The organism is Streptomyces sp. M2CJ-2, assembly GCF_016757295.1.
Classification (GTDB): Bacteria; Actinomycetota; Actinomycetes; order Streptomycetales; family Streptomycetaceae; genus Streptomyces.
The window spans coordinates 1-22,852 of sequence record NZ_JAESIF010000058.1 but is presented as its reverse complement, the minus strand read 5'-3'; the positions used below and the strand labels follow the sequence as shown (position 1 = coordinate 22,852).

The 22,852-nt window shown below is 71.2% G+C and carries 19 protein-coding genes and 1 pseudogene; 9 read left to right on the top strand and 11 right to left on the bottom strand.

Annotation, left to right across the window (positions count from 1 at the left end; genetic code table 11):
- The first annotated feature begins 54 nt into the window (after window positions 1–54).
- Window positions 55–936, top strand: a complete 882-nt coding sequence (locus JL475_RS30090) for an NUDIX domain-containing protein (protein ID WP_202281130.1) — start codon at window positions 55–57, stop codon at window positions 934–936.
- Complete coding sequence (locus JL475_RS30085) at window positions 933–1,763, top strand: MBL fold metallo-hydrolase (protein ID WP_202281129.1); 831 nt, start codon at window positions 933–935, stop codon at window positions 1,761–1,763. The genes JL475_RS30090 and JL475_RS30085 overlap by 4 nt, the downstream gene beginning before the upstream one ends.
- Window positions 1,764–1,897: 134 nt before the next feature.
- Here JL475_RS30085 and JL475_RS30080 read toward each other — a convergent pair whose 3' ends face one another.
- Window positions 1,898–2,572 (bottom strand): Crp/Fnr family transcriptional regulator, encoded by a 675-nt coding sequence (locus JL475_RS30080; protein WP_109377225.1) that lies wholly within the window; start codon window positions 2,570–2,572, stop codon window positions 1,898–1,900.
- Between the two features lie 334 nt (window positions 2,573–2,906).
- On the opposite strand from JL475_RS30080, the gene nth reads away from it, so the two are divergent.
- The 3 genes from nth (at window position 2,907) to JL475_RS30065 (ending at window position 5,973) form a co-directional block, all read left to right on the top strand.
- Entirely contained in the window at window positions 2,907–3,842 is a 936-nt protein-coding gene (nth, locus tag JL475_RS30075) for an endonuclease III (protein WP_202281128.1), read from the top strand.
- A 118-nt stretch (window positions 3,843–3,960) separates the two neighbouring features.
- Window positions 3,961–4,656 carry a CoA pyrophosphatase gene (locus tag JL475_RS30070; RefSeq protein WP_202281145.1) on the top strand — a complete coding sequence of 232 codons (696 nt, stop codon included), beginning with the start codon at window positions 3,961–3,963 and terminating at the stop codon, window positions 4,654–4,656.
- A gap of 117 nt (window positions 4,657–4,773) precedes the next feature.
- On the top strand, window positions 4,774–5,973 hold the full coding sequence (locus JL475_RS30065; RefSeq protein ID WP_202281127.1) for a MarP family serine protease: 1,200 nt from the start codon (window positions 4,774–4,776) through the stop codon (window positions 5,971–5,973).
- A gap of 37 nt (window positions 5,974–6,010) precedes the next feature.
- Here JL475_RS30065 and JL475_RS40440 read toward each other — a convergent pair whose 3' ends face one another.
- The 6 genes from JL475_RS40440 to JL475_RS30040 form a co-directional block, all read right to left on the bottom strand.
- The gene (locus JL475_RS40440; RefSeq protein ID WP_237408690.1) at window positions 6,011–6,193 is read right to left on the bottom strand and encodes a hypothetical protein; all 183 of its coding nucleotides are present in this window, start codon (window positions 6,191–6,193) and stop codon (window positions 6,011–6,013) included.
- A 123-nt stretch (window positions 6,194–6,316) separates the two neighbouring features.
- Window positions 6,317–7,282 (bottom strand): alpha/beta fold hydrolase, encoded by a 966-nt coding sequence (locus tag JL475_RS30060; RefSeq protein WP_202281126.1) that lies wholly within the window; start codon window positions 7,280–7,282, stop codon window positions 6,317–6,319.
- Window positions 7,279–7,773 (bottom strand): phage holin family protein, encoded by a 495-nt coding sequence (locus JL475_RS30055; RefSeq protein ID WP_202281125.1) that lies wholly within the window; start codon window positions 7,771–7,773, stop codon window positions 7,279–7,281. Before JL475_RS30055 ends, JL475_RS30060 begins: the two co-directional genes overlap by 4 nt.
- A gap of 220 nt (window positions 7,774–7,993) precedes the next feature.
- Complete coding sequence (gene nhaA, locus JL475_RS30050; protein WP_202281124.1) at window positions 7,994–9,430, bottom strand: Na+/H+ antiporter NhaA; 1,437 nt, start codon at window positions 9,428–9,430, stop codon at window positions 7,994–7,996.
- A gap of 255 nt (window positions 9,431–9,685) precedes the next feature.
- The gene (gene acs, locus JL475_RS30045) at window positions 9,686–11,641 is read right to left on the bottom strand and encodes an acetate--CoA ligase (protein WP_202281123.1); all 1,956 of its coding nucleotides are present in this window, start codon (window positions 11,639–11,641) and stop codon (window positions 9,686–9,688) included.
- 219 nt (window positions 11,642–11,860) lie between these two features.
- Window positions 11,861–14,389, bottom strand: a complete 2,529-nt coding sequence (locus tag JL475_RS30040; protein ID WP_202281122.1) for a bifunctional SulP family inorganic anion transporter/carbonic anhydrase — start codon at window positions 14,387–14,389, stop codon at window positions 11,861–11,863.
- 367 nt (window positions 14,390–14,756) lie between these two features.
- Between JL475_RS30040 and JL475_RS30035 the strand changes: the two genes are divergently transcribed.
- Window positions 14,757–16,022, top strand: coding sequence for a hypothetical protein (locus JL475_RS30035; protein WP_202281121.1), 1,266 nt, complete (start codon window positions 14,757–14,759; stop codon window positions 16,020–16,022).
- A gap of 94 nt (window positions 16,023–16,116) precedes the next feature.
- Window positions 16,117–16,980: an oxidoreductase gene (locus JL475_RS30030; RefSeq protein ID WP_237408689.1), complete on the top strand. Its 864-nt coding sequence runs from the start codon at window positions 16,117–16,119 to the stop codon at window positions 16,978–16,980.
- Window positions 16,981–17,358: 378 nt separating this feature from the next.
- Here JL475_RS30030 and JL475_RS30025 read toward each other — a convergent pair whose 3' ends face one another.
- A complete protein-coding gene (locus JL475_RS30025) occupies window positions 17,359–18,204 on the bottom strand; it encodes an HAD family phosphatase (protein ID WP_202281120.1) in 846 nt (281 codons plus the stop codon).
- A gap of 565 nt (window positions 18,205–18,769) precedes the next feature.
- On the opposite strand from JL475_RS30025, the gene ssd reads away from it, so the two are divergent.
- Complete coding sequence (gene ssd / locus JL475_RS30020; RefSeq protein WP_202281119.1) at window positions 18,770–19,876, top strand: septum site-determining protein Ssd; 1,107 nt, start codon at window positions 18,770–18,772, stop codon at window positions 19,874–19,876.
- 131 nt (window positions 19,877–20,007) lie between these two features.
- Window positions 20,008–20,628 (top strand): annotated as a pseudogene (locus JL475_RS30015) (ATPase, T2SS/T4P/T4SS family); the annotation flags it as partial.
- Window positions 20,629–20,831: 203 nt separating this feature from the next.
- Here JL475_RS30015 and JL475_RS30010 read toward each other — a convergent pair.
- From JL475_RS30010 to JL475_RS30000, 3 genes are all read right to left on the bottom strand, one after another.
- Window positions 20,832–21,842 carry a hypothetical protein gene (locus tag JL475_RS30010; RefSeq protein WP_202281118.1) on the bottom strand — a complete coding sequence of 337 codons (1,011 nt, stop codon included), beginning with the start codon at window positions 21,840–21,842 and terminating at the stop codon, window positions 20,832–20,834.
- Window positions 21,842–22,105 carry a hypothetical protein gene (locus JL475_RS30005; RefSeq protein WP_202281117.1) on the bottom strand — a complete coding sequence of 88 codons (264 nt, stop codon included), beginning with the start codon at window positions 22,103–22,105 and terminating at the stop codon, window positions 21,842–21,844. Before JL475_RS30005 ends, JL475_RS30010 begins: the two co-directional genes overlap by 1 nt.
- A gap of 285 nt (window positions 22,106–22,390) precedes the next feature.
- Complete coding sequence (locus JL475_RS30000) at window positions 22,391–22,588, bottom strand: hypothetical protein (protein ID WP_202281116.1); 198 nt, start codon at window positions 22,586–22,588, stop codon at window positions 22,391–22,393.
- Window positions 22,589–22,852: the final 264 nt, after the last annotated feature.

Sequence of the window (22,852 nt, the reverse complement as noted above, 5' to 3'; positions counted from 1 at the left end):
TTCTTCTCCGGCTGGGCACTCGAACATCCGCCCGTCCCGGGATAGCCTCCGGCCATGGTGAATGTGCAGGCTGGTGGGCAGTGGTACCCATCCGAGTGGCCGGCCCGCATCCGTGCGCTCGCGGAGGGCACCCTCACCCCGGTCCCGCCCAAGCGGGCGGCCACCGTGATGCTCCTGAGGGACGCCGGCGAGGGCTGCGTCGTCCACATGCTGCGCCGGAGCGCCTCCATGGCCTTCGCCGGAGGCGCCTACGCCTACCCCGGCGGTGGCGTCGACCCGCGGGACGACGACCACCACGTCCGCTGGGCGGGCCCCACACGCGCGTGGTGGGCGGACCGGCTCGGCGTCGACGAGGCCGCCGCCCAGGCGATCGTCTGCGCCGCCGTACGCGAGACGTACGAGGAAGCCGGTGTGCTGCTCGCCGGTCCGACGTCCGACTCCGTGGTCGGTGACACGACGGGCGCGGACTGGGAGGCGGACCGCGCGGCACTCGTCGCGCGAAAGACGTCCTTCGCGGAGTTCCTCGACCGCCGAGGACTGGTCCTGCGCTCGGACCTGCTCGGCGCGTGGACCCGGTGGATCACCCCGGAGTTCGAGCCCCGCCGCTACGACACCTGGTTCTTCGTCGCCGCGCTCCCCGAGGGACAGCGCACCCGCAACGCCTCCACGGAGGCCGACCGCACGGTGTGGATCGCCCCGCGCGAGGCGGCCGCCGCGTACGACCGGGGCGAGCTGCTGATGATGCCGCCGACGATCGCGACCCTGCGCCAGCTGACGGCGTACCCGGCGGCGGCGCAGGCGCTCGACGCGGCGTCCGCGCGGGATCTCACGCCGGTACTGGCCACCGCGCGCCTGGACGACGAGGAGATCGTGCTGTCCTGGCCCGGACACGACGAGTTCACCAAGCACATCCCGACCGGTGGAGCACCCGCATGACGGACGCGGCAGCCCTTCCCGGCCAACCGCGCGGTGGGGTCCTCTCCGGGCCCGCCACCGCGCGCGCGGTCAACGTCCTGGCCCCGAACGCCTCGGCCATGACCCTGGACGGCACCAACACCTGGATCCTCTCGGAACCCGACTCCGCGCGGGCGGTCGTCGTCGACCCCGGCCCGCTGGACGAGGGGCATCTGCGCAACGTCGTCGACACGGCCGAGCGGGCCGGCAAGCGCGTCGCCCTCACCCTGCTGACGCACGGTCACCCCGACCACGCCGAGGGCGCCGCCCGCTTCGCCGAGCTGACCGGCACGAAGGTACGGGCGCTGGACCCGGAGCTGAGGCTGGGGGACGAGGGCCTGTCCGGCGGGGACGTCATCGACGTGGGCGGTCTGGAGCTGCGGGTCGTCCCCACCCCCGGCCACACCGCCGACTCCCTGTCCTTCCACCTGCCGGCCGACGGGGCCGTCCTCACCGGCGACACCGTCCTGGGACGCGGTACGACCGTGGTGTCCCACCCCGACGGCCGCCTCGGCGACTACCTGGCCACCCTGCGCCGCCTGCGCTCGCTCACGGTCGACGACGGCGTCCACACGGTCCTGCCCGGTCACGGCCCCGTACTGGAGGACGCCCAGGGCGCGGTCGAGTACTACCTGGCGCACCGGGCCCACCGCCTCGCCCAGGTGGAGACGGCCGTCGAGAACGGCCGGCTCACCCCGTCCGAGGTCGTCGCCCACGTCTACGCCGACGTGGACCGCTCCCTGTGGCCGGCCGCGGAACTGTCGGTCCGCGCGCAACTGGAATACCTGCGGGAGCACGGGCTCATCTAGCGGGAGCACGGGCTCGTCCGGCAGGGGAACGGCTCGTCCGGCAGGGGCACGGGCTCACCCGAAGGCCCCGGGGCCCGGCAGGCGCTGAGGCCTGCGAGGCACCGGGGCCTTCGGCACGCGTGCCGGGAATCCCGTCAGCGGGAGCGCTTCGCGAGGCGCTCGACGTCCAGGAGGATCACCGCGCGGGCCTCCAGACGGAGCCAGCCGCGCTGCGCGAAGTCCGCCAGGGCCTTGTTGACCGTCTCGCGGGACGCGCCGACCAGCTGGGCCAGCTCCTCCTGCGTGAGGTCGTGGACGACGTGGATGCCCTCCTCGGACTGCACCCCGAAGCGGCGGGAGAGGTCCAGCAGGGCGCGGGCGACCCGGCCCGGGACGTCGGAGAAGACCAGGTCCGACATGGCGTCGTTGGTCTTGCGCAGCCGGCGCGCGACGGCCCGCAGCAGCGCCGTGGCCACCTCGGGGCGGGCGTTCAGCCAGGGCTGGAGGTCGCTGTGGCCCAGGGCGAGCAGCTTGACCTCGGTCAGCGCCGTGGCGGTCGCGGTGCGCGGGCCCGGGTCGAAGAGCGACAGCTCACCGATGAGCTCGCCGGGACCGACGACGGCCAGCATGTTCTCGCGGCCGTCGGGGGAGGTCCGGTGGAGCTTGACCTTGCCCTCGGTGACCACGTAGAGCCGGTCTCCGGGGTCGCCCTCGTGGAACAGGGAGTCGCCCCGTGCGAGGGTCACCTCGCTCAGCGAGGCGCGAAGCTCCGCGGCCTGCTCGTCATCGAGCGCCGCGAAGAGCGGGTTCCGCCGCAGAACGTCGTCCACGTGTTCTCTCCTTGTCGACCTGCTCAGGGGATCTTGTTCCCCGCGTACCAGGGGACCGAGGTGCCCATTTTGCCGGACAGTCCAAACAGTGTGATCTGTCACAAGGATGCCGCACAGGCGTGCCTGGGTAAGCGGCAGGGGTCCAATTGGGCGCCGATCCGCAGGGTCCGGGGCGGATGTCGGTGCCGAGCCGTAGGCTGGTCGGGTGTCCAAATCGCCGGTGAGAGCACGCGCTCAGGGGGTTGCACGGGCGGCGGTACATCATGATTCCGCTGTGGGCGAACAGGGCTCCGGCAGTGGCAGGGGAACGGCGAAACCGACGAAGAAGGCACCGGTGAAGAAGGATTCGACCGCGAGTGCGAGCGAAGCGGCGGCCGAGGTGAGGCCCGCGTCCGCGAAGGGCTCCGCGCCTGCAAAGAAGGCGGCGCCCGCGAAGAAGGCGGCGCCCGCGAAGAGCCCCGCACCCGGGAAGAAGACCGCCGTCGGGCAGCCGAGGGCCGAGTCGCGTACCGCGCTGGTCCGCCGGGCCCGGCGGATCAACCGGGAGCTCGCCGAGGTGTACCCGTACGCCCACCCCGAGCTGGACTTCGAGAACCCCTTCCAACTGGTGGTCGCCACGGTCCTGTCCGCCCAGACCACCGACCTGCGGGTCAACCAGACGACCCCCGCCCTCTTCGCGAAGTACCCCACCCCCGAGGACCTGGCCGCCGCCGACCCGGAGGAGGTGGAGGAGATCCTCCGCCCCACCGGGTTCTTCCGGGCCAAGACCAGGTCGGTGACAGGGCTTTCGAAGGTGCTGGCGGAGGAGTTCGGCGGCGAGGTGCCGGGTCGGCTGGAGGATCTCGTCAAGCTGCCCGGTGTGGGCCGCAAGACGGCCTTCGTCGTCCTCGGCAACGCCTTCGGCCGTCCGGGGATCACCGTGGACACGCACTTCCAGCGCCTGGTGCGCCGCTGGAAGTGGACGGAGGAGACCGACCCCGACAAGATCGAGGCGGCCGTCGGCGCGCTCTTCCCGAAGAGCGACTGGACCGACCTCTCGCACCATGTGATCTGGCACGGCCGCCGCATCTGCCACGCCCGCAAGCCCGCCTGCGGAGCCTGCCCCGTCGCCCCGCTCTGCCCGGCGTACGGCGAGGGGGAGACGGACCCGGAGAAGGCGCGGAAGCTGCTGAAGTACGAGAAGGGGGGCTTCCCGGGCCAGCGTCTGAACCCCCCGCAGGCCTACCTCGACGCGGGCGGCCGGCCGGCCCCGCCGCTGGGCGCCGGATGACAGGGCGTACCCGGCGGCCGCAGGTGGAACGATCTTTGATGGAACGTTCCGGGGGCCGCCGGGCGTTGGACCTGTCGCCGGGAACGGACGGGCAGGGGGCAGGACGACGGGGGTGGCGATGACGCGGGCGGGCAACATCCGGGGTGACCGGGCGACGCTCAGTCAGGAGGGCCTGCCCACCTGGCTGGACCCGGTGGTGCGGGCCGTGGAGACGGTCGCGCCGGGACAGCTGAGCCGCTTCCTGCCGCCGGCGAACGGCTCGGGGCGCCAGTCCGCGGTCCTGATCCTGTTCGGCGAGGGCGCGTGCGGCCCGGAACTGCTGCTCATGGAGCGGTCGACGGCGCTGCGCTCGCATGCCGGGCAGCCGGCCTTCCCCGGCGGCGCCCTCGACCCCGAGGACGGCGACCCGCTGGCCGACGGGCCGCTGCGGGCAGCGCTGCGCGAGGCCGAGGAGGAGACCGGGCTCGATCCGGCCGGTGTCCAGCTCTTCGGTGTCCTGCCCAAGCTCTACATCCCCGTCAGCGGCTTCGTCGTCACCCCGGTGCTGGGCTGGTGGCAGGTCCCCAGCCCGGTCGGCGTCGTGGATCCCAACGAGACCGCCCGGGTCTTCACGGTCCCGGTGGCGGATCTCACCGATCCGGACAACCGGGCGACCGCGGTCCATCCCAGCGGCCACCAAGGTCCGGCATTCCTGGTCGAATCGACTCTCGTCTGGGGTTTCACGGCCGGGATCATCGACCGGCTGCTCCACTACGCGGGGTGGGAGCGTCCCTGGGACCGGGACAAGCGGGTCCCGCTGGACCAGAGGTCATGACAGGGTGGGCGCCGTGCCGTGCGGTACGGGGGCTGGTGACGAGGGTGGTTCGTGCCGTACGCCCCCGGACTCCGGCCGAGTGGGAGCGACCGGAATGACGAGGCGAGGCTGGAAGCAGTGAACGTGCTGGACATGCTGTTGCTGGTCGCCGCCGTCTGGTTCGCGGTCGTCGGCTACCGCCAGGGGTTCGTCGTCGGCATCCTGTCGGTGATCGGGTTCCTCGGCGGTGGTCTCGCCGCCGTCTACGTACTTCCCGTCATCTGGGACGTCCTGACGGACAACGCCGAGGTCGGCACGGTCGCGGCCGTCGTCGCGGTCGTCGTCGTCATAGTCTGCGCCTCCGTCGGCCAGGCGCTGACCACCCACCTCGGCAACAAACTGCGCCGCCACATCACCTGGTCCCCGGCCCGGGCGCTCGACGCGACCGGCGGTGTCCTGGTCAACGTCGTCGCCATGCTCCTGGTCGCCTGGCTGATCGGCTCCGCCCTCGCCGGTACGACGCTGCCGACGCTCAGCAAGGAGGTCCGCGGTTCCAAGGTCCTGCTCGGTGTCTCCCGCGCGCTGCCCGATCGGGCCGACACCTGGTTCGCCGACTTCTCCTCCGTCCTCGCGCAGAACGGCTTTCCGCAGGTCTTCAGCCCGTTCGCGAACGAGCCGATCACCGATGTCCAGCCCCCCGACCCCGCCCTGGTCGGCAGCCCCGTGGCCGCCCGGGCCCAGCGGTCCATCGTCAAGGTCATGGGCACCGCACCGCGGTGCGGCAAGGTTCTGGAGGGCACCGGCTTCGTGTTCTCCGAACGCCGCGTCATGACCAACGCGCATGTCGTGGGCGGCGTCGACGAACCGACCGTGCAGATAGGCGGCGAGGGCAGGAAGTACGACGCGACGGTCGTCCTCTACGACTGGAAGCGCGACATCGCGGTCCTCGACGTCCCGGACCTGAAGGCGCCGGCGCTGCGGTTCACGACCGAGGACGCGGGCAGCGGCGACAGCGCGATCGTCGCCGGCTTCCCGGAGAACGGCGCGTACGACGTCAGGTCCGCGCGGGTCCGCGGGCGGATCACGGCCAACGGCCCGGACATCTATCACCGGGGCACGGTCCGCCGTGACGTCTACTCCCTGTACGCGACGGTCCGTCAGGGCAACTCCGGCGGCCCGCTGCTCACGCCCGAGGGGCGGGTCTACGGCGTGGTGTTCGCCAAGTCCCTCGACGACGCCGAGACGGGGTACGCGCTCACCGTGGACGAGATCCAGGACGACATCACCAAGGGCCGTGCCGCGAACCAGCAGGTGGACAGCGACAGCTGCGCGCTCTGAGCGGCGCGCGGGACATGGCCGGCGCGCCGCTGTCGGGTCACCCGCGTGGGTGACGTAGCCGTGCCGAGACCCAGCGGGCCCGGCGGCGGAGGATATGTGGAATCCCCACCCTGAGGTCCGTGCCCGCCATGTGCGGTGCACCGCCTCGCTGGTGGGGTCCTCTGCCGCCCGCCGAGCGGCGGTCGCGGCCTGCGTCACTGTAGTCGTGCGTCCAGCCCATATCCCGACCGTGCCCCCACCTCATGGTCGATAACCGCTTCAGGGGGAGCCAATTGGCCTATGCGCGCGGCAAATGGCCGTTCATAGGACAGGTGTTCAATTTTGATGATCGGGACGTCTCCGCTCAGCGGTCGGGTTCCGGGTCCTTCAGCCAGTTGATCAGCTCGGTGGAGAACGTGACCGGGTCCTCCTCGTGCGGGAAGTGCCCGAGCCCGTCGAACAGCCGCCAGCGGTAGGGCGCTTCGACGTACTGTCCGGACCCTGCGGCGCTCCGGGTGCGCACCACGGGGTCCAGCGATCCGTGCAGATGCAGCGTCGGCACCCGCACCGGCCGCTTCATCCGGCGGTTGAACTGGATGCCGTCGGGCCGGGCCATGGAGCGCACCATCCAGCGGTACGGCTCGATCGAGCAATGCGCCGTGGACGGGATGCACATGGCGCGCCGGTAGTTCTCCAGCGCCTCCTTCTCGGGCGGGCGCGGCCCGGACCAGTCCTGGATGAGTCTGGCCACCAGCGCCCCGTCGTCGGCGGCGAGCTGCCGCTCCGGGACCCAGGGCCGCTGGAACCCCCAGATGTGGGACATGGCGGACGACTGCCTGACGTCCGCGAGCATGGCCGACCGCCAGCGCCGCGGATGCGGCATGGACGCGACCGCGAGCCGTCGTACGAGCTTGGGACGCATCGCCGCCGCCGTCCAGGCCAGGTAGCCGCCCAGGTCGTGCCCCACCAGCGCGGCGTCCGGCTCGCCGAGGGAACGGACCACCCCGGTGATGTCCAGCGCGAGGTTGGCCGGGTCGTAACCGCGCGGTGTGCGGTCGCTCCCCCCGACACCCCGCAGGTCCATGGCGACGGCGCGGAACCCGGCGTCGGCGAGTGCCGTCAGCTGGTGCCGCCAGGTCCACCAGAACTGCGGAAAGCCGTGCAGCAGCAGCACCAGCGGCCCGTCGCCGAGCTCCGCGATGTGGAAGCGCGCGCCGTTGGCGGCCACGTCCCGGTGGGTCACCTCGGCGCCGCCCGGGATGTCGAGGCGTACGGCCGAGAGGGGGTGCGCCGAGGGAGGTTGCCCCGAGGGGAGGGAGGAGCCCGTCATGAGGACGAGCGTCCCACAGCTTCGATCGCCGCGGGGGCCCGGTCCTTGGACAGCTCGAGTTCGGGACGCGGGTGCGGCTTGGCCTTCTGCAGCACGCTCGCGGTCTCCTTCATGGAGGCGGCGACCTTCTGCGGGCCACGGCTCTTCTTCGCCTTCTTCGCGAAGACCATGCCGATCAGCGCGAGGACGCCGGCGACGAGGCAGTTCGCCAGGAAGGACAGCAGGAAACAGAGCGCGAGGTTCCAGTCGCTCCAGGTGTGGATGCCGTAGGCCAGGGCGAAGCTCAGCATCGGCAGGGAGAACAGCAGGACGAGGCCGGCCAGGGTCAACACCCCGCCGCTCCTCGCGCCCCGCTTCGCGTCCTGCTTGAGCTGCGCCTTCGCCAGCGCGATCTCGTCGTGCACCAGCGCCGACATGTTCTCCGTCGCCGAGGCGAACAGCTCGCCCATGCTGCGTTCGGCGCCGACCGGGCTGCCGTCGGGTGCGCTCATCGCGGTCTCCCTCTCCTGCGTACGTATCGCGTGCCACTGTGTGCCGCTGCGTACGGTTCAGTCTGCCGTCTGACGGTTCCTGTCCGGCCGGCCGCCACGTCCGACCGCGTGTGTCCGACCTCGTGGGCCGGGCGTGGCGTGACCGGTCGTGTGTGTCCGCGGGCGTCCATGTGTGTCCGCGGGCGTCCGACTGTCCTGACTTTTGTACCGTCTCGTCAGATCATGCCGGACCGTCGTGGTCCTCGCCTGCCCCGCCCGGCACTTCGGCAAGCCCGCGCCGCTGTTCGGCCTTCTCCCGGGCGAGCCGCCGGTGCTCGGCGGCCTTGCGGTCGTGGATCTCCGCCATCCGCAGGTGGTGGGCCGGGTCGTCCTCCTCGTACACGTCGGGGACGCCGCTGAGGTCGTCGTCGCGCTCCTCCTCCTGGGACAGCCTGCGGTACCTGGCGTTCCGGATCTTCAGCAGCACGGTCGCCACGGCGGTCGCGATCAGCGAACCGGTCAGCACGGCGGCCTTGACGCTGTCCGTCATCGCCGCGTCGCCCTCGAAGGCGAGTTCACCGATGAGCAGGGAGACGGTGAACCCGATCCCGGCCAGCGTCGCCACCGCGAACACGTCCGCCCAGGCGAGGTCCTCGCTGAGCGAGGCCCTGGTGAAGCGTGTGGTCAGCCACGTACCGCCGAAGATGCCGACCGTCTTGCCGACGACGAGGCCGAGGACGACGCCGAGCGTCTCGGGCGTGGTGAACACGTTCGCGAGCGCGCCGCCGGAGACCGCCACGCCCGCGCTGAACAGGGCGAACAGCGGGACGGCGAGGCCCGAGGAGAGGGGCCGGACGAGATGCTCGATGCGCTCACCCGGAGACTGCTCCTCACCCTCGTGGCGGTGGCAGCGCACCATCAGGCCCATGGCGACACCGGCGATGGTGGCGTGGATGCCGCTGTTGTACATCAGGCCCCAGACGACGAGGGCGAGCGGCACATACACGTACCAGCCGCGCACGCCCTTGCGGAGCAGCAGCCAGAAGACGGCCAGGCCCACCACGGCACCGCCGAGCGCGACGAGGTTCAGGTCGGCGGTGAAGAAGACCGCGATGATCAGAATCGCGAAGAGGTCGTCGACGACGGCGAGGGTGAGCAGGAAGGCGCGCAGCGCACTCGGCAGGGAGGTGCCGATGACGGCGAGCACGGCGAGCGCGAAGGCGATGTCGGTGGCGGTGGGCACGGCCCAGCCGGCCAGTGAGCCGCCGCCGATGCCGCTGGTGAGCGTGTAGACGAGCGCGGGTACGGCCATGCCGCACAGGGCGGCGACGACGGGGAGCGCGGCGGCCCGGGGGTCGCGCAGATCACCGGCGACGAGTTCGCGCTTGAGCTCCACTCCGGCGACGAAGAAGAAGACCGCGAGCAGTCCGTCGGCGGCCCAGTGCGCGACGGACAGATTCAGGCCGAGCGACTCGGGGCCGAAGCGGAAGTGGCTGACGCTCTCGTAGCTGTCGTGCAGGGCGGGCACGTTCGCCCAGATCAGCGCGGTGATCGCGGCGATGAGCAGCAGCACGCCGCCGACGGTCTCGGTGCGCAGTGCGTCCGCGACGAAGTTCCGCTCGGGCAGGGAGAGGCGGCCGAGGGCCTTGCGGGGGCTGGGGGTGCGGGGCGCGGTCACGGGGTGGTCCTCTGGTCGTCGGGCAGCACGAATCGTGTGCCGACCAGACTTCCCGGCGCTCCATGAGACAGCATGTGTGCGGGTGGCCTGCTGCGGCCACCTTCGTGTCCACTCTAACCAACGTGCTTCCGGGGCGCACCGAGGGCTTTCGTGACGGATGTCACGGGGAGGGTGCCCGGCGCGTGCGTGGCGCCGGGCACCCCCGTGTTCCTGCGGCCGGCCGTCCCCCGTGTTCAGCGGCCGGCCGTCCCGTGCTCAGTCCTCGCCGGGCGACTGGGGCAGCTTCGCCTGGATCAGGTCCATCACGGTGGAGTCGGTCAGCGTGGTCACGTCACCGAGCTGGCGGTTCTCCGCGACGTCCCGCAGCAGCCGGCGCATGATCTTGCCGGAGCGGGTCTTCGGCAGCTCGTTGACCGGCAGGATCCGCTTGGGCTTGGTGATCGGGCCGAGTGTGGCGCCCACGTGGTCGCGCAGCTCGGCGACCAGTTGCTCGGTCTCCGCCGCCGTACCGCGCAGGATCACGAAGGCGACGATGGCCTGCCCGGTCGTCTCGTCCGCCGCGCCGACCACGGCCGCCTCGGCGACCGACGGGTGGGAGACGAGCGCCGACTCCACCTCGGTGGTGGAGATGTTGTGCCCGGAGACCAGCATCACGTCGTCGACCCGGCCGAGCAGCCAGATGTCGCCGTCGTCGTCCTTCTTGGCGCCGTCGCCGGCGAAATATTTGCCCTCGAACCGCGACCAGTACGTGTCGATGTACCGCTGGTCGTCGCCCCAGACGGTGCGCAGCATCGACGGCCACGGCTCGGTGAGGACCAGGTAGCCACCACCGCCGTCGGGCACCTCGCGCGCCTCGTCGTCGACGACGGTCGCGGCGATGCCGGGCAACGGGGTCTGGGCGGATCCCGGCTTGGCGCCGGTCACGCCGGGCAGCGGCGAGATCATGATGCTGCCGGTCTCGGTCTGCCACCAGGTGTCCACCACGGGGGTGCGGTCCGCGCCGATGTTCTTGCGGTACCAGATCCACGCCTCGGGGTTGATCGGCTCACCGACGGAACCGAGGACCCGCAGCGAGGACAGGTCGAACTTCGCGGGGATGTCGTCGCCCCACTTCATGAACGTCCGGATCGCGGTGGGCGCCGTGTAGAGGATCGTCACGCCGTACTTCTGCACGATCTCCCAGAAGCGACCCTGGTGCGGGGTGTCGGGCGTGCCCTCGTACATGACCTGGGTCGCGCCGTTGGCGAGCGGCCCGTAGACGATGTACGAGTGTCCGGTGACCCAGCCGACGTCGGCCGTGCACCAGAACACGTCCGTCTCCGGCTTGAGGTCGAAGACCGCCCAGTGTGTGTAAGCGGTCTGGGTGAGGTAGCCGCCGGAGGTGTGCAGGATGCCCTTCGGCTTACCCGTGGTGCCGGAGGTGTAGAGGATGAACAGCGGCTGCTCGGCCTCGAACGCCTCCGGGGTGTGCTCGGTGCTCTGGCGGCCCACCGTCTCGTGCCACCACAGGTCGCGGCCCTCGGTCCAGGCGACGTCCTGGCCGGTGCGGCGGACGACGAGGACGTGCCGCACGGTGTCGACGCGGTCGGCCGCCTCGTCCACGGCGGGCTTGAGCGCGGACGGCTTGCCGCGCCGGTAGCCGCCGTCGGCGGTGATGACGACCTTGGCGTCGGCGTCCTGGATACGGGTCGCGAGCGCGTCCGCCGAGAAACCGCCGAAGACGACGGAGTGCGCGGCGCCGATACGGGCGCAGGCCAGCATGGCGACCGCCGTCTCGGGGATCATCGGCATGTAGATCGCCACCCGGTCGCCCTTTTGGACGCCCAGTTCCAGCAGGGCGTTGGCGGCCTGGGAGACCTCGTCCTTGAGCTGGGCGTAGGTGATCGTGCGGCTGTCGCCGGGCTCGCCCTCGAAGTGGATGGCGACCCGGTCGCCGTGCCCGGCCTCCACGTGCCGGTCCACGCAGTTGTAGGCGACGTTGAGCTCGCCGTCCTTGAACCACTTGGCGAACGGCGGGTTCGACCAGTCGAGCGTTTCGGTGGGCTCCTTGGCCCAGGTCAGTCGGCGGGCCTGCTCGGCCCAGAAGCCGAGCCTGTCAGCCTTGGCCTGTTCGTACGTCTCCGCGGTGACGTTGGCGTTGGCGGCCAGGTCGGCGGGGGGTGCGAACCTGCGTTCTTCCTTGAGCAGGTTGGCCAGGCTTTCGTTGCTCACGGCATCTGCCTTTCCCGGAGTGTCCGTTGTGTCCCGGGGCACAGCTCATCAGACCCGGGGGCGGGCTGACAAGGGCCGACGGCAAAGTGGTTTAGACCTTTTGAGGTCAGCTCTCTGAGGTCAACCGATCGCTTCCGTGGCCCGGGGTCACCCGTACCCACGGACACCGAGGGCACGCGGTTCAGCCCCTGTCACACCACTCATACCCGCGACGGTCCCTCACCGCGCCAGGTCCGCCGCCCTCACCCGGTCGAACCTGCCCTCTCCCGCCGTCTCGGTGAGGAGATACGCCTGCGCCTCACCCACATGGAAGTACATGCCGTGGAGCGTCAGGTTCCCGTTCTTCAGAGCACGGGCCACCGACTCGTGGGCGCGCAGATGGTCGAGCTGCTGGACGACGTTGGCCAGGCAGAGCCGCTCGGCCGGGTCGGCCGGCGCCCGTCCGCCGAGGCGCGCCCAGGGCCCGCGCCCGTCACCGACCCGCTCCAGGCTCGGCAGCCCGTGCCGCAGCCACCGTCTCAGCGGAGTCCGGGCACCGTCCGGCTCCGGGTCGAGCAGGGCTTGCACGGCACCGCACTCCGAGTGCCCGCAGACCGTGATGGACCGCACCGCTAGCACCTCCACGGCGTACTCGAGGGCGGCCGCCACCGAGTCGTCACCGCTCTCCTCGCCGGGCGGCGGCACGAGGTTGCCGACGTTGCGGACCACGAAGAGGTCTCCCGGATCGCTGGAGGTGCCCGTCGGTGTGACCAGTCGTGAGTCGGCACAGGTGAGGAAGAGCTGGGCCGGCCGCTGTCCCTCGCGTGTCGGCCGCGCCGGTTCACCGCGCACCAGTTCCCGGCCGACCTCGGCGCGGGACGACTCCGGCCCGCCCGCACCGGACGTGCCGGCCGCACGGGACGCGTCGCCCTCACCGGGCGGGCCTCCTGTGCCGGAGCGGATCGTCCGTGTGTCCGAGCCGCTGTGGAGCACCGGGGCGCAGGGGGCGCCGGGAGCCCCGGGCACTTCGGGGACATCGTGGACGCTGCGGTCGTCGTTCGGTACGGAGTCGCCGGTGGGCACGGATCGTGGGGGCTCGCACCGGTGGTTGCGCCAGGCGGTCCAGGGCCGGCAACGGCACCCGGCGCCGGTGGCCGGGTCCGCCACGTCGGTGCCGTCCGAAGAGGGTGCGGCGGCGAGGACCGCGGGCTCGGCGATCCGGACTCCGGCTCCGGGCCGGCGGCCGGTGATCTCGACCGCACCACCCCGGGCGGTGTGCGTGTTCTGCCAGTCCTGCAAGGTCTCGTACGCCGCGTGGTCCATGAACGACCCGCCCAGCGCCACGACGGCGGTGGCCCCCTGGGGCACGAGATGCAGGGACCGGCTGAGCCGGGGTACGGCGAGGAACGTCAACTGCCCTCGGACATGTACGTGATGGACTCCTTTCTTCTCCTCATGCGTGATCCGGGTGCGGGTGAGGCGGTGCAGGGCCACGCCGACGGCCGCGGCGATGCCGAGGGCGACCCCCGCCAGGACCCCCACGGACACCACGCCGAGGGCGGTCGCCGCGTAGACGAGGACTTCACGGTGCCGGGTCACCGTACGAATGTGGTGCAGGGACACCATCTGGATGCCGACGGCCATCACCAGGGCGGCGAGCGAGGCGAGCGGGATGAACTCCAGGATCGGAACCATCAGCAAGGCGGCGATCACTACGAGAACGCCGTGCAGCATCGTGGAGTTCCGGCTCACGGCACCCGCGTTCACATTCGCGGAACTGCGCACGGCCACCCCGGCCACGGGCAGTCCGCCGAGGCAGCCGGAGGCGATGTTCGCGGTGCCCTGACCGAGCAGTTCACGGTCCAGGTCGGAGCGTGGGCCGTGGCCCGGACCGGGGCGGCGGGAGACCAGTTTGTCCACGGCGACCGCGCCCAGCAGCGACTGCACGCTGCACACCAGCGTGGTGGTGAGCACAGCGGCGACGAGACCGAGTGCGGGCCCGTCGGGCAGTCCGGCCAGCGCGTGGCTGCGCCAGGACGGCAGGTCGACCTCGGCCAGGACGAGACCGGACGCGGCCGCGACCGCGGTGGCCCCGGTGACGGCGACGAGCGCGGCCGGGACCCTGCGCAGAACGCGCCCCGCTCCACCGGGGATCCGGGGCCACAGCAGGAGCAGGGCCAGGGTGAGCACGCTCACCGCGACGGCGGCGGGGTCCAGGTTCGCCAACTGGGCGGGAAGCGCCCGGAGGTTGTCGGGGACGGAGCTCTGCGGGGTGCCGCCGAGGACGATGTGCACCTGGGCGACGGCGATGGTGACGCCGATACCGGCGAGCATCCCGTGCACGATGGCGGGGCTGACGGCGAGTGCGCCGCGCGCCACCCGCAGGCAGCCCAGGCCGAGTTGGGAGAGTCCGGCGAGGACGGTGATGGCGCAGGTCGTCCGCCAGCCGTACTGCTGGATGATGTCGGCGGTGACGACGGTGAGTCCGGCGGCCGGACCGCTGACCTGGAGCGGGGAGCCGCCGAGCCGTCCGGCGACGAGGCCGCCCACGGCGGCGGCGACCAGACCGGCCTGAAGCGGAGCTCCGGTGGCGAGAGCGATGCCGAGGGACAGGGGCAGAGCGATCAGGAAGACCGCGACGGCGGCCGACAGATCGGCGCCCGCGATACGGAGCCGCCGGGGCCCGGTCGGCGGAGGGCTGTGGGGTGGGTGGGCACGCCCGGTCCGGTTCGGGTCGCTGGCGTGGGTGGTGGGAACACAGGTTGGCATGCTTCCCGTCTCCTCCGGGGCTGCGCGGTCGCGGAAGTGGGGGTGACTCGCTCGGCGGCGGGGCGGTCGCGGCCGTGGGGCACGGTGTCAGGACGGCGGGATCGGTCAACGGCGGCGAGGAGCCTCGACGGCAAGAACCCCAACCATCAGTAAACGAATCGTAATTCAGAGTAAAGGACGAGTCTTTGCTTTTCGGGCAAACGGTCTAATGAATACTCCTTGCGGGTGAATTAGATGTTTTATCGGCTTGTCGTATTAATTCCTTCTCACTCCCATGCGACTTTGGCGGCGTTGTCGGCGCGGACCGGCAGGCACCCGACATCGCCGCCACAGGGCCGGCCCGAGAGAAGGAAGAAGGTGGGCGGGCATGGCCGCCACCCGAAGGATCGCCGTGGGCACCGTGATCGCCGCGGCCTGTGCCGTCCCGCTCGCCGGCTGCGGGGCCGGCATCGACGGTTTCGGCAAGGGATCTCAGGATCCGAAGAAGGAGGCGCCGGCACCGAAGAACGTGATCCGGCTGATCGGCGACGGCTCCACCGCGTACACCGGGGCCCAGCCGCACCTGCCCGAGCCCGAGCGGCTGGAGCCGGGCGAGCAGCCCCCGCAGTTCGTCGTCTTCTCGTGGGACGGCGCGGGTGAGGACAGCCAGAAGCTCTTCTCCCACTTCCGCAGGGTCGCCAAGGAGAACGACGCGACCATGACGTACTTCCTGAGCGGCGTGTACATGCTCCCGGAGGAGAAGCGCGACCTGTACCGCCCGCCGCAACACTCACCGGGCCGGTCCGACATCGGCTTCAACGACGCCGAGGGCATCGCCGCCACCGTGGAGCAGCTGCGCCTGGCGTGGCTCGAGGGCAACGAGATCGGCACCCACTTCAACGGTCACTTCTGCGGCCCCGACGGCGGGGTCGGCGAGTGGTCGGTGGCGGAGTGGAAGGACGAGATCGCCCAGGCCAAATCGTTCGTGAAGGCATGGAAGACCCACACCGGCATGAAGAACGGGGCCCCTCTCCCCTTCGATTACGACAAGGAGCTCATCGGCGCCCGCACCCCCTGTCTGGAGGGTCAGGAGAACTTCACGAAGGCGGCGAGAGAGCTCGGCTTCCGCTACGACACCAGTGGTGTCAACAACCAGGTGTGGCCGGAGAGGAAGCAGGGGCTGTGGGACCTGTCGCTGCAGCTCGTCCCGTTCCCCGGGCACTCCTTCGAACAGCTCGCCATGGACTACAACTTCATGGTCAACCAGTCCGGCACCAAAACCCAGGGCGACCCCGCCAAGCACGGACAGTGGGGTGACGAGATGCGGGACGGCCTGCTCGCGGGCTTCGAGCGGGCCTACCACGGCAACCGGGCACCTCTGATCGTCGGCAACCACTTCGAGTCCTGGAACGGAGGCACCTACATGCGGGCCGTCGAGGAGGTGGTCAAGGAGGTGTGCACCAAGTCCGACGTGCGCTGTGTCTCCTTCCGGCAGCTCGTGGACTGGCTGGACGTCCAAAACCCGAGGACCCTGGCGAAACTGCGCACCCTGACCGTGGGCGAGGCCCCGAAGCAGGGCTGGAAGTCCTTCCTGTCCGACCTCTCGGCCCCGGCTCCCAAGGGCGCGCCCGGGGCGTCCGCGGCGAAGGGGTGAGCTGCGGCCTCCGCCGCGGCTTTGGCGGTCGGTCCGGAGTGAGGAAGGCCACTCCTGCGCAGGGCGGGCGCCCCGGGTGCGTAATGTCGTACTCATGAGTACGACAGGCGCGACCGCCGATCCACCCCCGGGCTCTCGGAAGAGTTCGAGCAGCGGGGACCCCCTCGCGGCCCTGGGCTCGCTGCCCGGCGTGTCCGACTCCGTGGAATCCGTCCGCAAGGCCGTGGACCGGGTCTACAAGCACCGGGTCATGCGGCGGCGCAGCAACGAGATCACCTCCGAGGCGGCCCTGCGCGGCGCCCGCGGCTCGGCGGCGCTGTCCGGGGCGGACTGGGCCCTGGAGGAGGTGCGCCGGCGCACCGACTTCGGCAGCGGCGACGAGGCGCGCACGATGGGTGCGGCCCTGCGGCTGTCCGCCGAGGCGGGGCAACTGCTGTCCATCTGGCGTCAGTCGCCGCTGAGGGTGCTCGCCCGGCTGCATCTGGTCGCGGCGGCCGACCAGGCCGACCAGGTCGGGCGGCCGCGGAAGGAGGGCGAGCCGGTCGACGAGCCCTTGGTCGGGCTTCCGCTGCCCGCCGCGGCGGAGGCACACGGCCGGCTGGAGGGCCTGGCGGAACTGATCATCGCGGGCAGTTCCGCCCCGGCGCTGGTGACGGCCGCCGTCGTGCACGGTGAACTGCTCGCACTGCGCCCCTTCACCTCCCACAACGGCCTTCTCGCGCGTACGGCCGAACGCATCGTGCTGGTCGGCAGCGGGCTGGACCCGAAGTCGGTCTGCCCGGCCGAGGTCGGCCATGCCGAACTGGGGCAGGAGGCTTATCTGGCCGCTCTGGAGGGTTATGTCTCGGGCACCCCCGAGGGTGTGGCCTCCTGGATCGCCCACTGCGGACGCGCGGTCGAACTGGGGGCGCGTGAATCCACGGCGGTGTGCGAGGCGCTGCAGCGCGGGGCGGCGTAGCCGCGGTCGCGCAGAGATGCGGCGGTACGAGAACTCGTACCGCCGCTGGCACGCCCACCTGGTTACCAAGCGTCCTCGATATATGCCCATCAGGTCGGGAACATCTGCCCGTCCCTGGTGCGGCTGGCCCGTAATCGACGGGTCGACGTCGCGTGGGTGCCCTGTGGCCATGCTCGGTCCGTGGGGCCAAATGCGTTCTAAAGGGGATCCTCTCGGATGTCCTTGGTCTCGCGGGCCGTTGAATCCTTTGTACTCCAGGTTCGAAGCAAGCGGAAGTGCTGGACCCGCTTCTTTACTTTTATGTTCAAATAGGCGTCAATCGGGCACTCGTCCGGCGAAGGGGAGCCGGCCTGTCGGCGCGTCGTACGGGGTGACAGGTCAGGCCACCGTCGCCCGGCGTCGGCTCGCGTACCAGACCAGACCCGCGGTGGCCGCGGCGGCGCCTATGGCGGCAGCCGCCACGAGGGCCGGGCGAGGAGGTACGGAGAGTGCGGGCAGGCGCTGCTTGAGCCGGACGGGCCGGTGGAAGTCCAGGACCGGCCACTCGCGCGCGACCGCTTCGCGGCGCAGTGTCCGATCCGGGTTCACGGCGTGCGGATGGCCCACGGACTCCAGCATCGGCAGGTCGGTCGCCGAGTCGCTGTAGGCGTAGCAGCGGGCGAGGTCGTAGCCCTCGGATTCGGCCAGTTCCCTGATCGCCTCGGCCTTGGTGGGGCCGTACGCGTAGTACTCCACCTCCCCGGTGAAGCACCCGTCGTCGCCCACGACCATGCGGGTGGCCACGACCCGGTCCGCGCCGAGCAGCTCTCCGATCGGCTCGACCACCTCGGCGCCCGAGGTGGACACGATCACCACGTCGCGGCCGGCGGTGTGGTGCTGCTCGATGAGAGTGGCGGCCTCGTCGTAGATGATCGGGTCGATCAGGTCGTGCAGGGTCTCCGCGACGATCTCCTTGACCTGTTGGACGTTCCAGCCGCGGCACAGCGCGGACAGGTACTTGCGCATCCGTTCCATCTGGTCGTGGTCCGCGCCGCCGGCCAGGAAGACGAACTGGGCATATGCGGTGCGCAAGGCTGCCCTGCGGTTGATCAGGCCGCCTTGGTAGAACGACTTGCTGAACGTGAGCGTGCTCGACTTCGCGATGACCGTCTTGTCCAGATCGAAGAAGGCTGCCGCACGGGGCAGTGAGTGGTTTTCCACGCCTTGAGCATAGGCGCAGCCCATTCGGCGTAAGGTGTGGCGCGTGGGTTTGCCTGAGAGGCCTCTCGGGTACACCATGGAAGTCACGGATCGTTCGCGACCGTGCTAACCCGGTCCGACTCCTCCCCCCCCGAGTCGGCCGTGGGGACGACCCCCGCTCTCCCCCCCGGCGGGGGTCGTCGCATGTCCGGGTGGGTTTTCCTCTTCTCTCCACGGCCGGGACGTGATCGGTCGACCAGGACCGGTCAAGATTTGGCATGAGCATGACCTTCAACTCTGCGTAGTCGTCGAACTGCTCTGCGGAGGCCGTGCGGGGGTGTGCCGGGCTCGCCGGTATGGGTGACGGCGATATTCACAACCGTTGGTCCGTCCACAGTTTTTGACCAAGATCCACACGGTTTTCCGGATCGCTGCACCGTGATTCCAGCGCGTCCCGCTCGCGGCGAGTTCATCGCCGGTTCTGTTTTGTCGAGTCGCGTATGGCCGGTTTCTGGCGGCCGTTCATATGGAGACCGCTTGCCGGTTCTTCACACGTTTGGGAATCGCGGGGCCGCAGGGGCGCCGTGAGATGCAGCGAAGGGGGACGAAAATGGCAGGAACCGTCACACACGATCCGCCGCCCGCCGTCGGAGGAGGCGGACAGGGCGGACCGCTGATCGTCACCGAAGACCCCGGACTTCTCGACGATCTGCTGCGTCTGTGCGCCGCGGCCGGCGCCACCCCGGAGGTCCACCACGGAGTTCCGGAGCCGAGGGGCAGCTGGGAGGCCGCGCCGCTCGTCCTCGTCGGCGACGACGCCGCTCGGCGCGTACGCGGTGCCGCGCGCCGGCGAGGAGTGGTGCTGGTCGGCCGCGACCAGGACGACTCCGGGGTCTGGCGCAGGGCCGTGGAGATCGGCGCCGACCATGTGCTGATGCTGCCCGACGGCGAGCAGTGGCTGGTCGACCGTATCGCCGACGTGGCCGAGGGCGTCGGCAGGCCGGCCCTGACCGTCGGCGTCCTCGGCGGCCGGGGCGGGGCCGGAGCCTCCACCCTGGCATGCGCGCTCGCCGTCACCTCGGCGCGGGAGGGACTGCGCACCCTCCTGGTGGACGCGGATCCGCTGGGCGGCGGACTCGACGTGGTCCTCGGGGGCGAAACGGCGGAAGGGCTGCGCTGGCCCGCGTTCGCCGCCTCACGGGGGCGGGTCGGCGGTGGAGCCCTGGAGGAGTCGCTGCCCGAACTGCACTCGCTGCGGGTGCTCAGCTGGGACCGGGGCGACTGCGTCGCCGTACCGCCCCAGGCCGTACGGGCGGTGCTCGCCGCGGCCCGGCGCGGGGGCGGCACGGTCGTGGTCGACCTGCCCCGCCGCGTCGACAGCGGGGTGGCCGAGGCCCTCGCACAACTCGACCTCGGGCTCCTGGTCGTCCCCGCCGAGCTGCGTGCCGTCGCGGCGGCCGGACGGGTCGCCTCCGCCGTCGGCATGGTCCTGCGCGACCTGCGGGTGGCGGTGCGCGGCCCGTACATGCCCGGCCTCGACGACCGGGAGGTCGCCCGGCTGCTCGGACTGCCCCTCGCCGGCGACGTACCCGTCGAGCCCGCCCTGCAGCGTCCGTCCGGGTCGGGACAACCACCCGCGGCATCCGGCCGGGGCCCGCTGGCCCGCTTCTGCAAGGAGTTCTGGGAGCGGGCGCTGGTGGAGGCGAGGGCGGCATGAGCATCCGGAGCGTCAGGAGGGCGGAGAGGCCGCGTCACGCGCCGGTGGGCGGCCCGAAGAGCGCGGCGCTCGACGGGACACACGGTGTGCCGTCGACGGGCCTGCGGGGCGTGACCTCGGTCGGGGCGCCGATGAGGGGAGAGACGCCCGGCACGCCGGTGGGCGGGCCGGGGACGCCTCTAGGCCTGCTCGACGGGGTACGGCGGTGGCTCGCGGAGAGCGGGTCCGAGCCGACGCCCGCGCGGGTGGCGCAGGCGCCGCGGGAGCAGGGGCGAGTCCTCGGCGACGCCGAAGTGCTGGGGGCCGCCGAACACCTGCGGTCCGAGCTGATCGGCAGCGGCCCGCTGGATGCGCTCCTCGCCGACCGGTCGGTGACCGATGTGCTCGTGTCGGCACCGGACCGGGTCTGGGTGGACCGCGGCGGCGGACTGGAGCTCACCCGCGTCTCCTTCCCGGACGCGGTCGCCGTACGGCGGCTCGCCCAGCGGCTCGCCGCCGTGGCCGGCCGGCGCCTGGACGACGCCCGGCCGTGGGTGGACGCGCGGCTGCCCGACGGGACACGGCTCCACGCGGTGCTCCCCCCGGTGGCCGTCGGCTGCACCTGCCTGTCGCTGCGGGTCGTACGGCCCCGCGCCTTCACCCTGGACGAACTCACCGCGGCGGGAACGGTGCCACCGGGCGGCGACCGGATCCTGCGCGCACTGCTCGACGCGCGACTGTCCTTCCTGGTCAGCGGCGGCACCGGGACCGGGAACCCCAATGTACCGCTGTGACGCCTCTCGAACGATCTTGCTCGGAAGGGTCCTCACTGGCGAGGACCCCTGCCTCTGACCTGCGACTTTGCGGTCCGATTCGGCGGCTCGCGTGATCGCCTTCGAATCCAAGGTGAGGGCAAAAAGCGGCCCCGCCCATCCGCCACGGGGGGAGCGGACAGACGGGGCCGGCTTGGGGAGGGTTACGCCCCGGCGGTCTTACGGCGCCCAGGTCCGGGTCTGGAGGAGGCGCGATGGCCGCCGTCCGGGGTGAATGTGCGCGGCGCCATGGCGGCCTGGGTGAGGTGGTCTGCGATGGCGCGCGAGATGACCATTCCGGTGGCGGCCTGGATGAATCCGAACTGCCCGGCCGGATTCGCCTCCAGGAACCACCAGGTGCCGCCCCGGTCGACGGCGAAGTCCAGGGCCGCGTACTCCAGCCCCAGCGCGTTCATGAGCTGCTGGACCTTGTGCGTCAGCGGTCGGCCGGCTGCTACGGCCTCGAACCCCAGCTCGCCCTCGGGAACGACCCGCCAGTCGAATGCGCCGTTCGCCGTGACCTTGCACGGGAACATCCGGTCGCCGATCACCGTCAGCCGGATGTCGTGCGTCTTGTCCACCGGCCGCTGGAGGTAACAGAGAGCCTGACGCACGTGGTCGGCGGACGCCCGGATCTCCTCGGCGGTCACCAACCGAGCCTGAATGAACCGGTTGGGGTGCGCGACGAGTGTCTTGCATACGACCTTGCCGCCCTGCTTGCGGGCGAACTCGGCGGCCCGGTTCGGGTCGTTGGTGAACAGGGCGGGCGGGGTCCGCAGCCCGAGCGAGGAAGCGAGCTTCAGTTGCCTCGGACCCGGCCTGGCCTGTACGGCCCGGAGGGGGTGGTTGACCCACAGCACTCCGTCCAGGCCGTAGAGGTATTCCTCCAGGATGGTCCTGGACTCCTGCTGCTCCCACCCGACGGGCGGTCCCGGGTGCCACCAGAAGACGGAGACGATCGACTGCGAGAGCGTGCAGCGGTGGTCGTCCTCGATCGTGAACCGCAGCGGCTCCCCATCCGAGACACCGGTCATCCGCAGGACCCCCGGGCGCGCGAGGTCAGCGGGGTCGATGCGGTGGACGGCGACCCCGTGGTCCTGGATCTGCCGTATCACGAGGTCGGCGCCGAGGTCGTCCGGTGCGGTGACGACCAGCACCGTGGGTGGGAGCGGCATCAGTCGTCGTCCTTCTTACGGCCCTCGGAGTTGTGGGTGTAGGACGGCCCGAACAGCAGGTACGGGGTGCTCCAGTCGTCGTCCTTCTTCCAGCCCTCGGAGTTGTGCGTGTGCGAGGGGGCCTGGACGTCGGCGACGTCGACCACCGCGTCACCGGTCTGGGTCACGTTGAGCTGGCGGAGCCGGTCGAACGTGTGCATCGGCGTCCGGTCGGTGACGGGCGGTGCGGGAACCTCGGCGAGGAGGGCGAACGGAGCGGTCATGGCGGCATCCTTTGCGTGTAGTGGGGCCGCCCTAGCGGGGGCTGGCCCCTTGGTGGTGGAACCCGCCCGCTCCGGTGTGCTCACGAGGTTCGGAGCGGGCAGGTGCTGAGGGGGCGCAGCCAGCGGCGTCGGGGCAGGCGTAGACCTCGATGCTGAAGCCGCCTGCGCCTTGGGCGCGGCCGGCGCTGACGCCACCCAGGGCGGTGCAGAGGGAGGCGCCGCACCAGACGCAGGCCCAGCCCTGGTGTTGGGCGTGGGTGAGGTCGTCGGCGGACGGCAGCGCGTTCACGGCCGGTTGGCGAACGGGACCAGGCGGTGGGCGGCCATGCAGGGCGGGCAGGCGAAGTGGGTGATGCCCGAGCCGCTGCCCTGCTCGATGACGGTGATGAGCCGGACGCCCTCCACGTTCTCCTCGTGCCAGTGGCACCAGCCGAACGCGCGCGGGGTGGTGGTCTCAGTGGTGGGCTGCATAGTCTGCGTCATGACGGTGCTCCTTCGAAGTGCCGTCCACGCCCCCGAGCCCGGCCAGGCTGCGGGGGTCTTCTCTGCCCGCAGAGTAGCCATAGCGCGGGGTAGCGCGCTACAGAAGTGGACGCATTCCTGTACATCGCGTGACGCACTATCCAGTGCCACCGTGGGATACATGATCGAGTTTGCGGACAACGCGCCTAGTAGGGCTTTGTTAGGTGCCCCGGCTGATCCTTGTCGGATAGGGTGTGATCTTCTTTCGGGTGTGACACCGGAGGA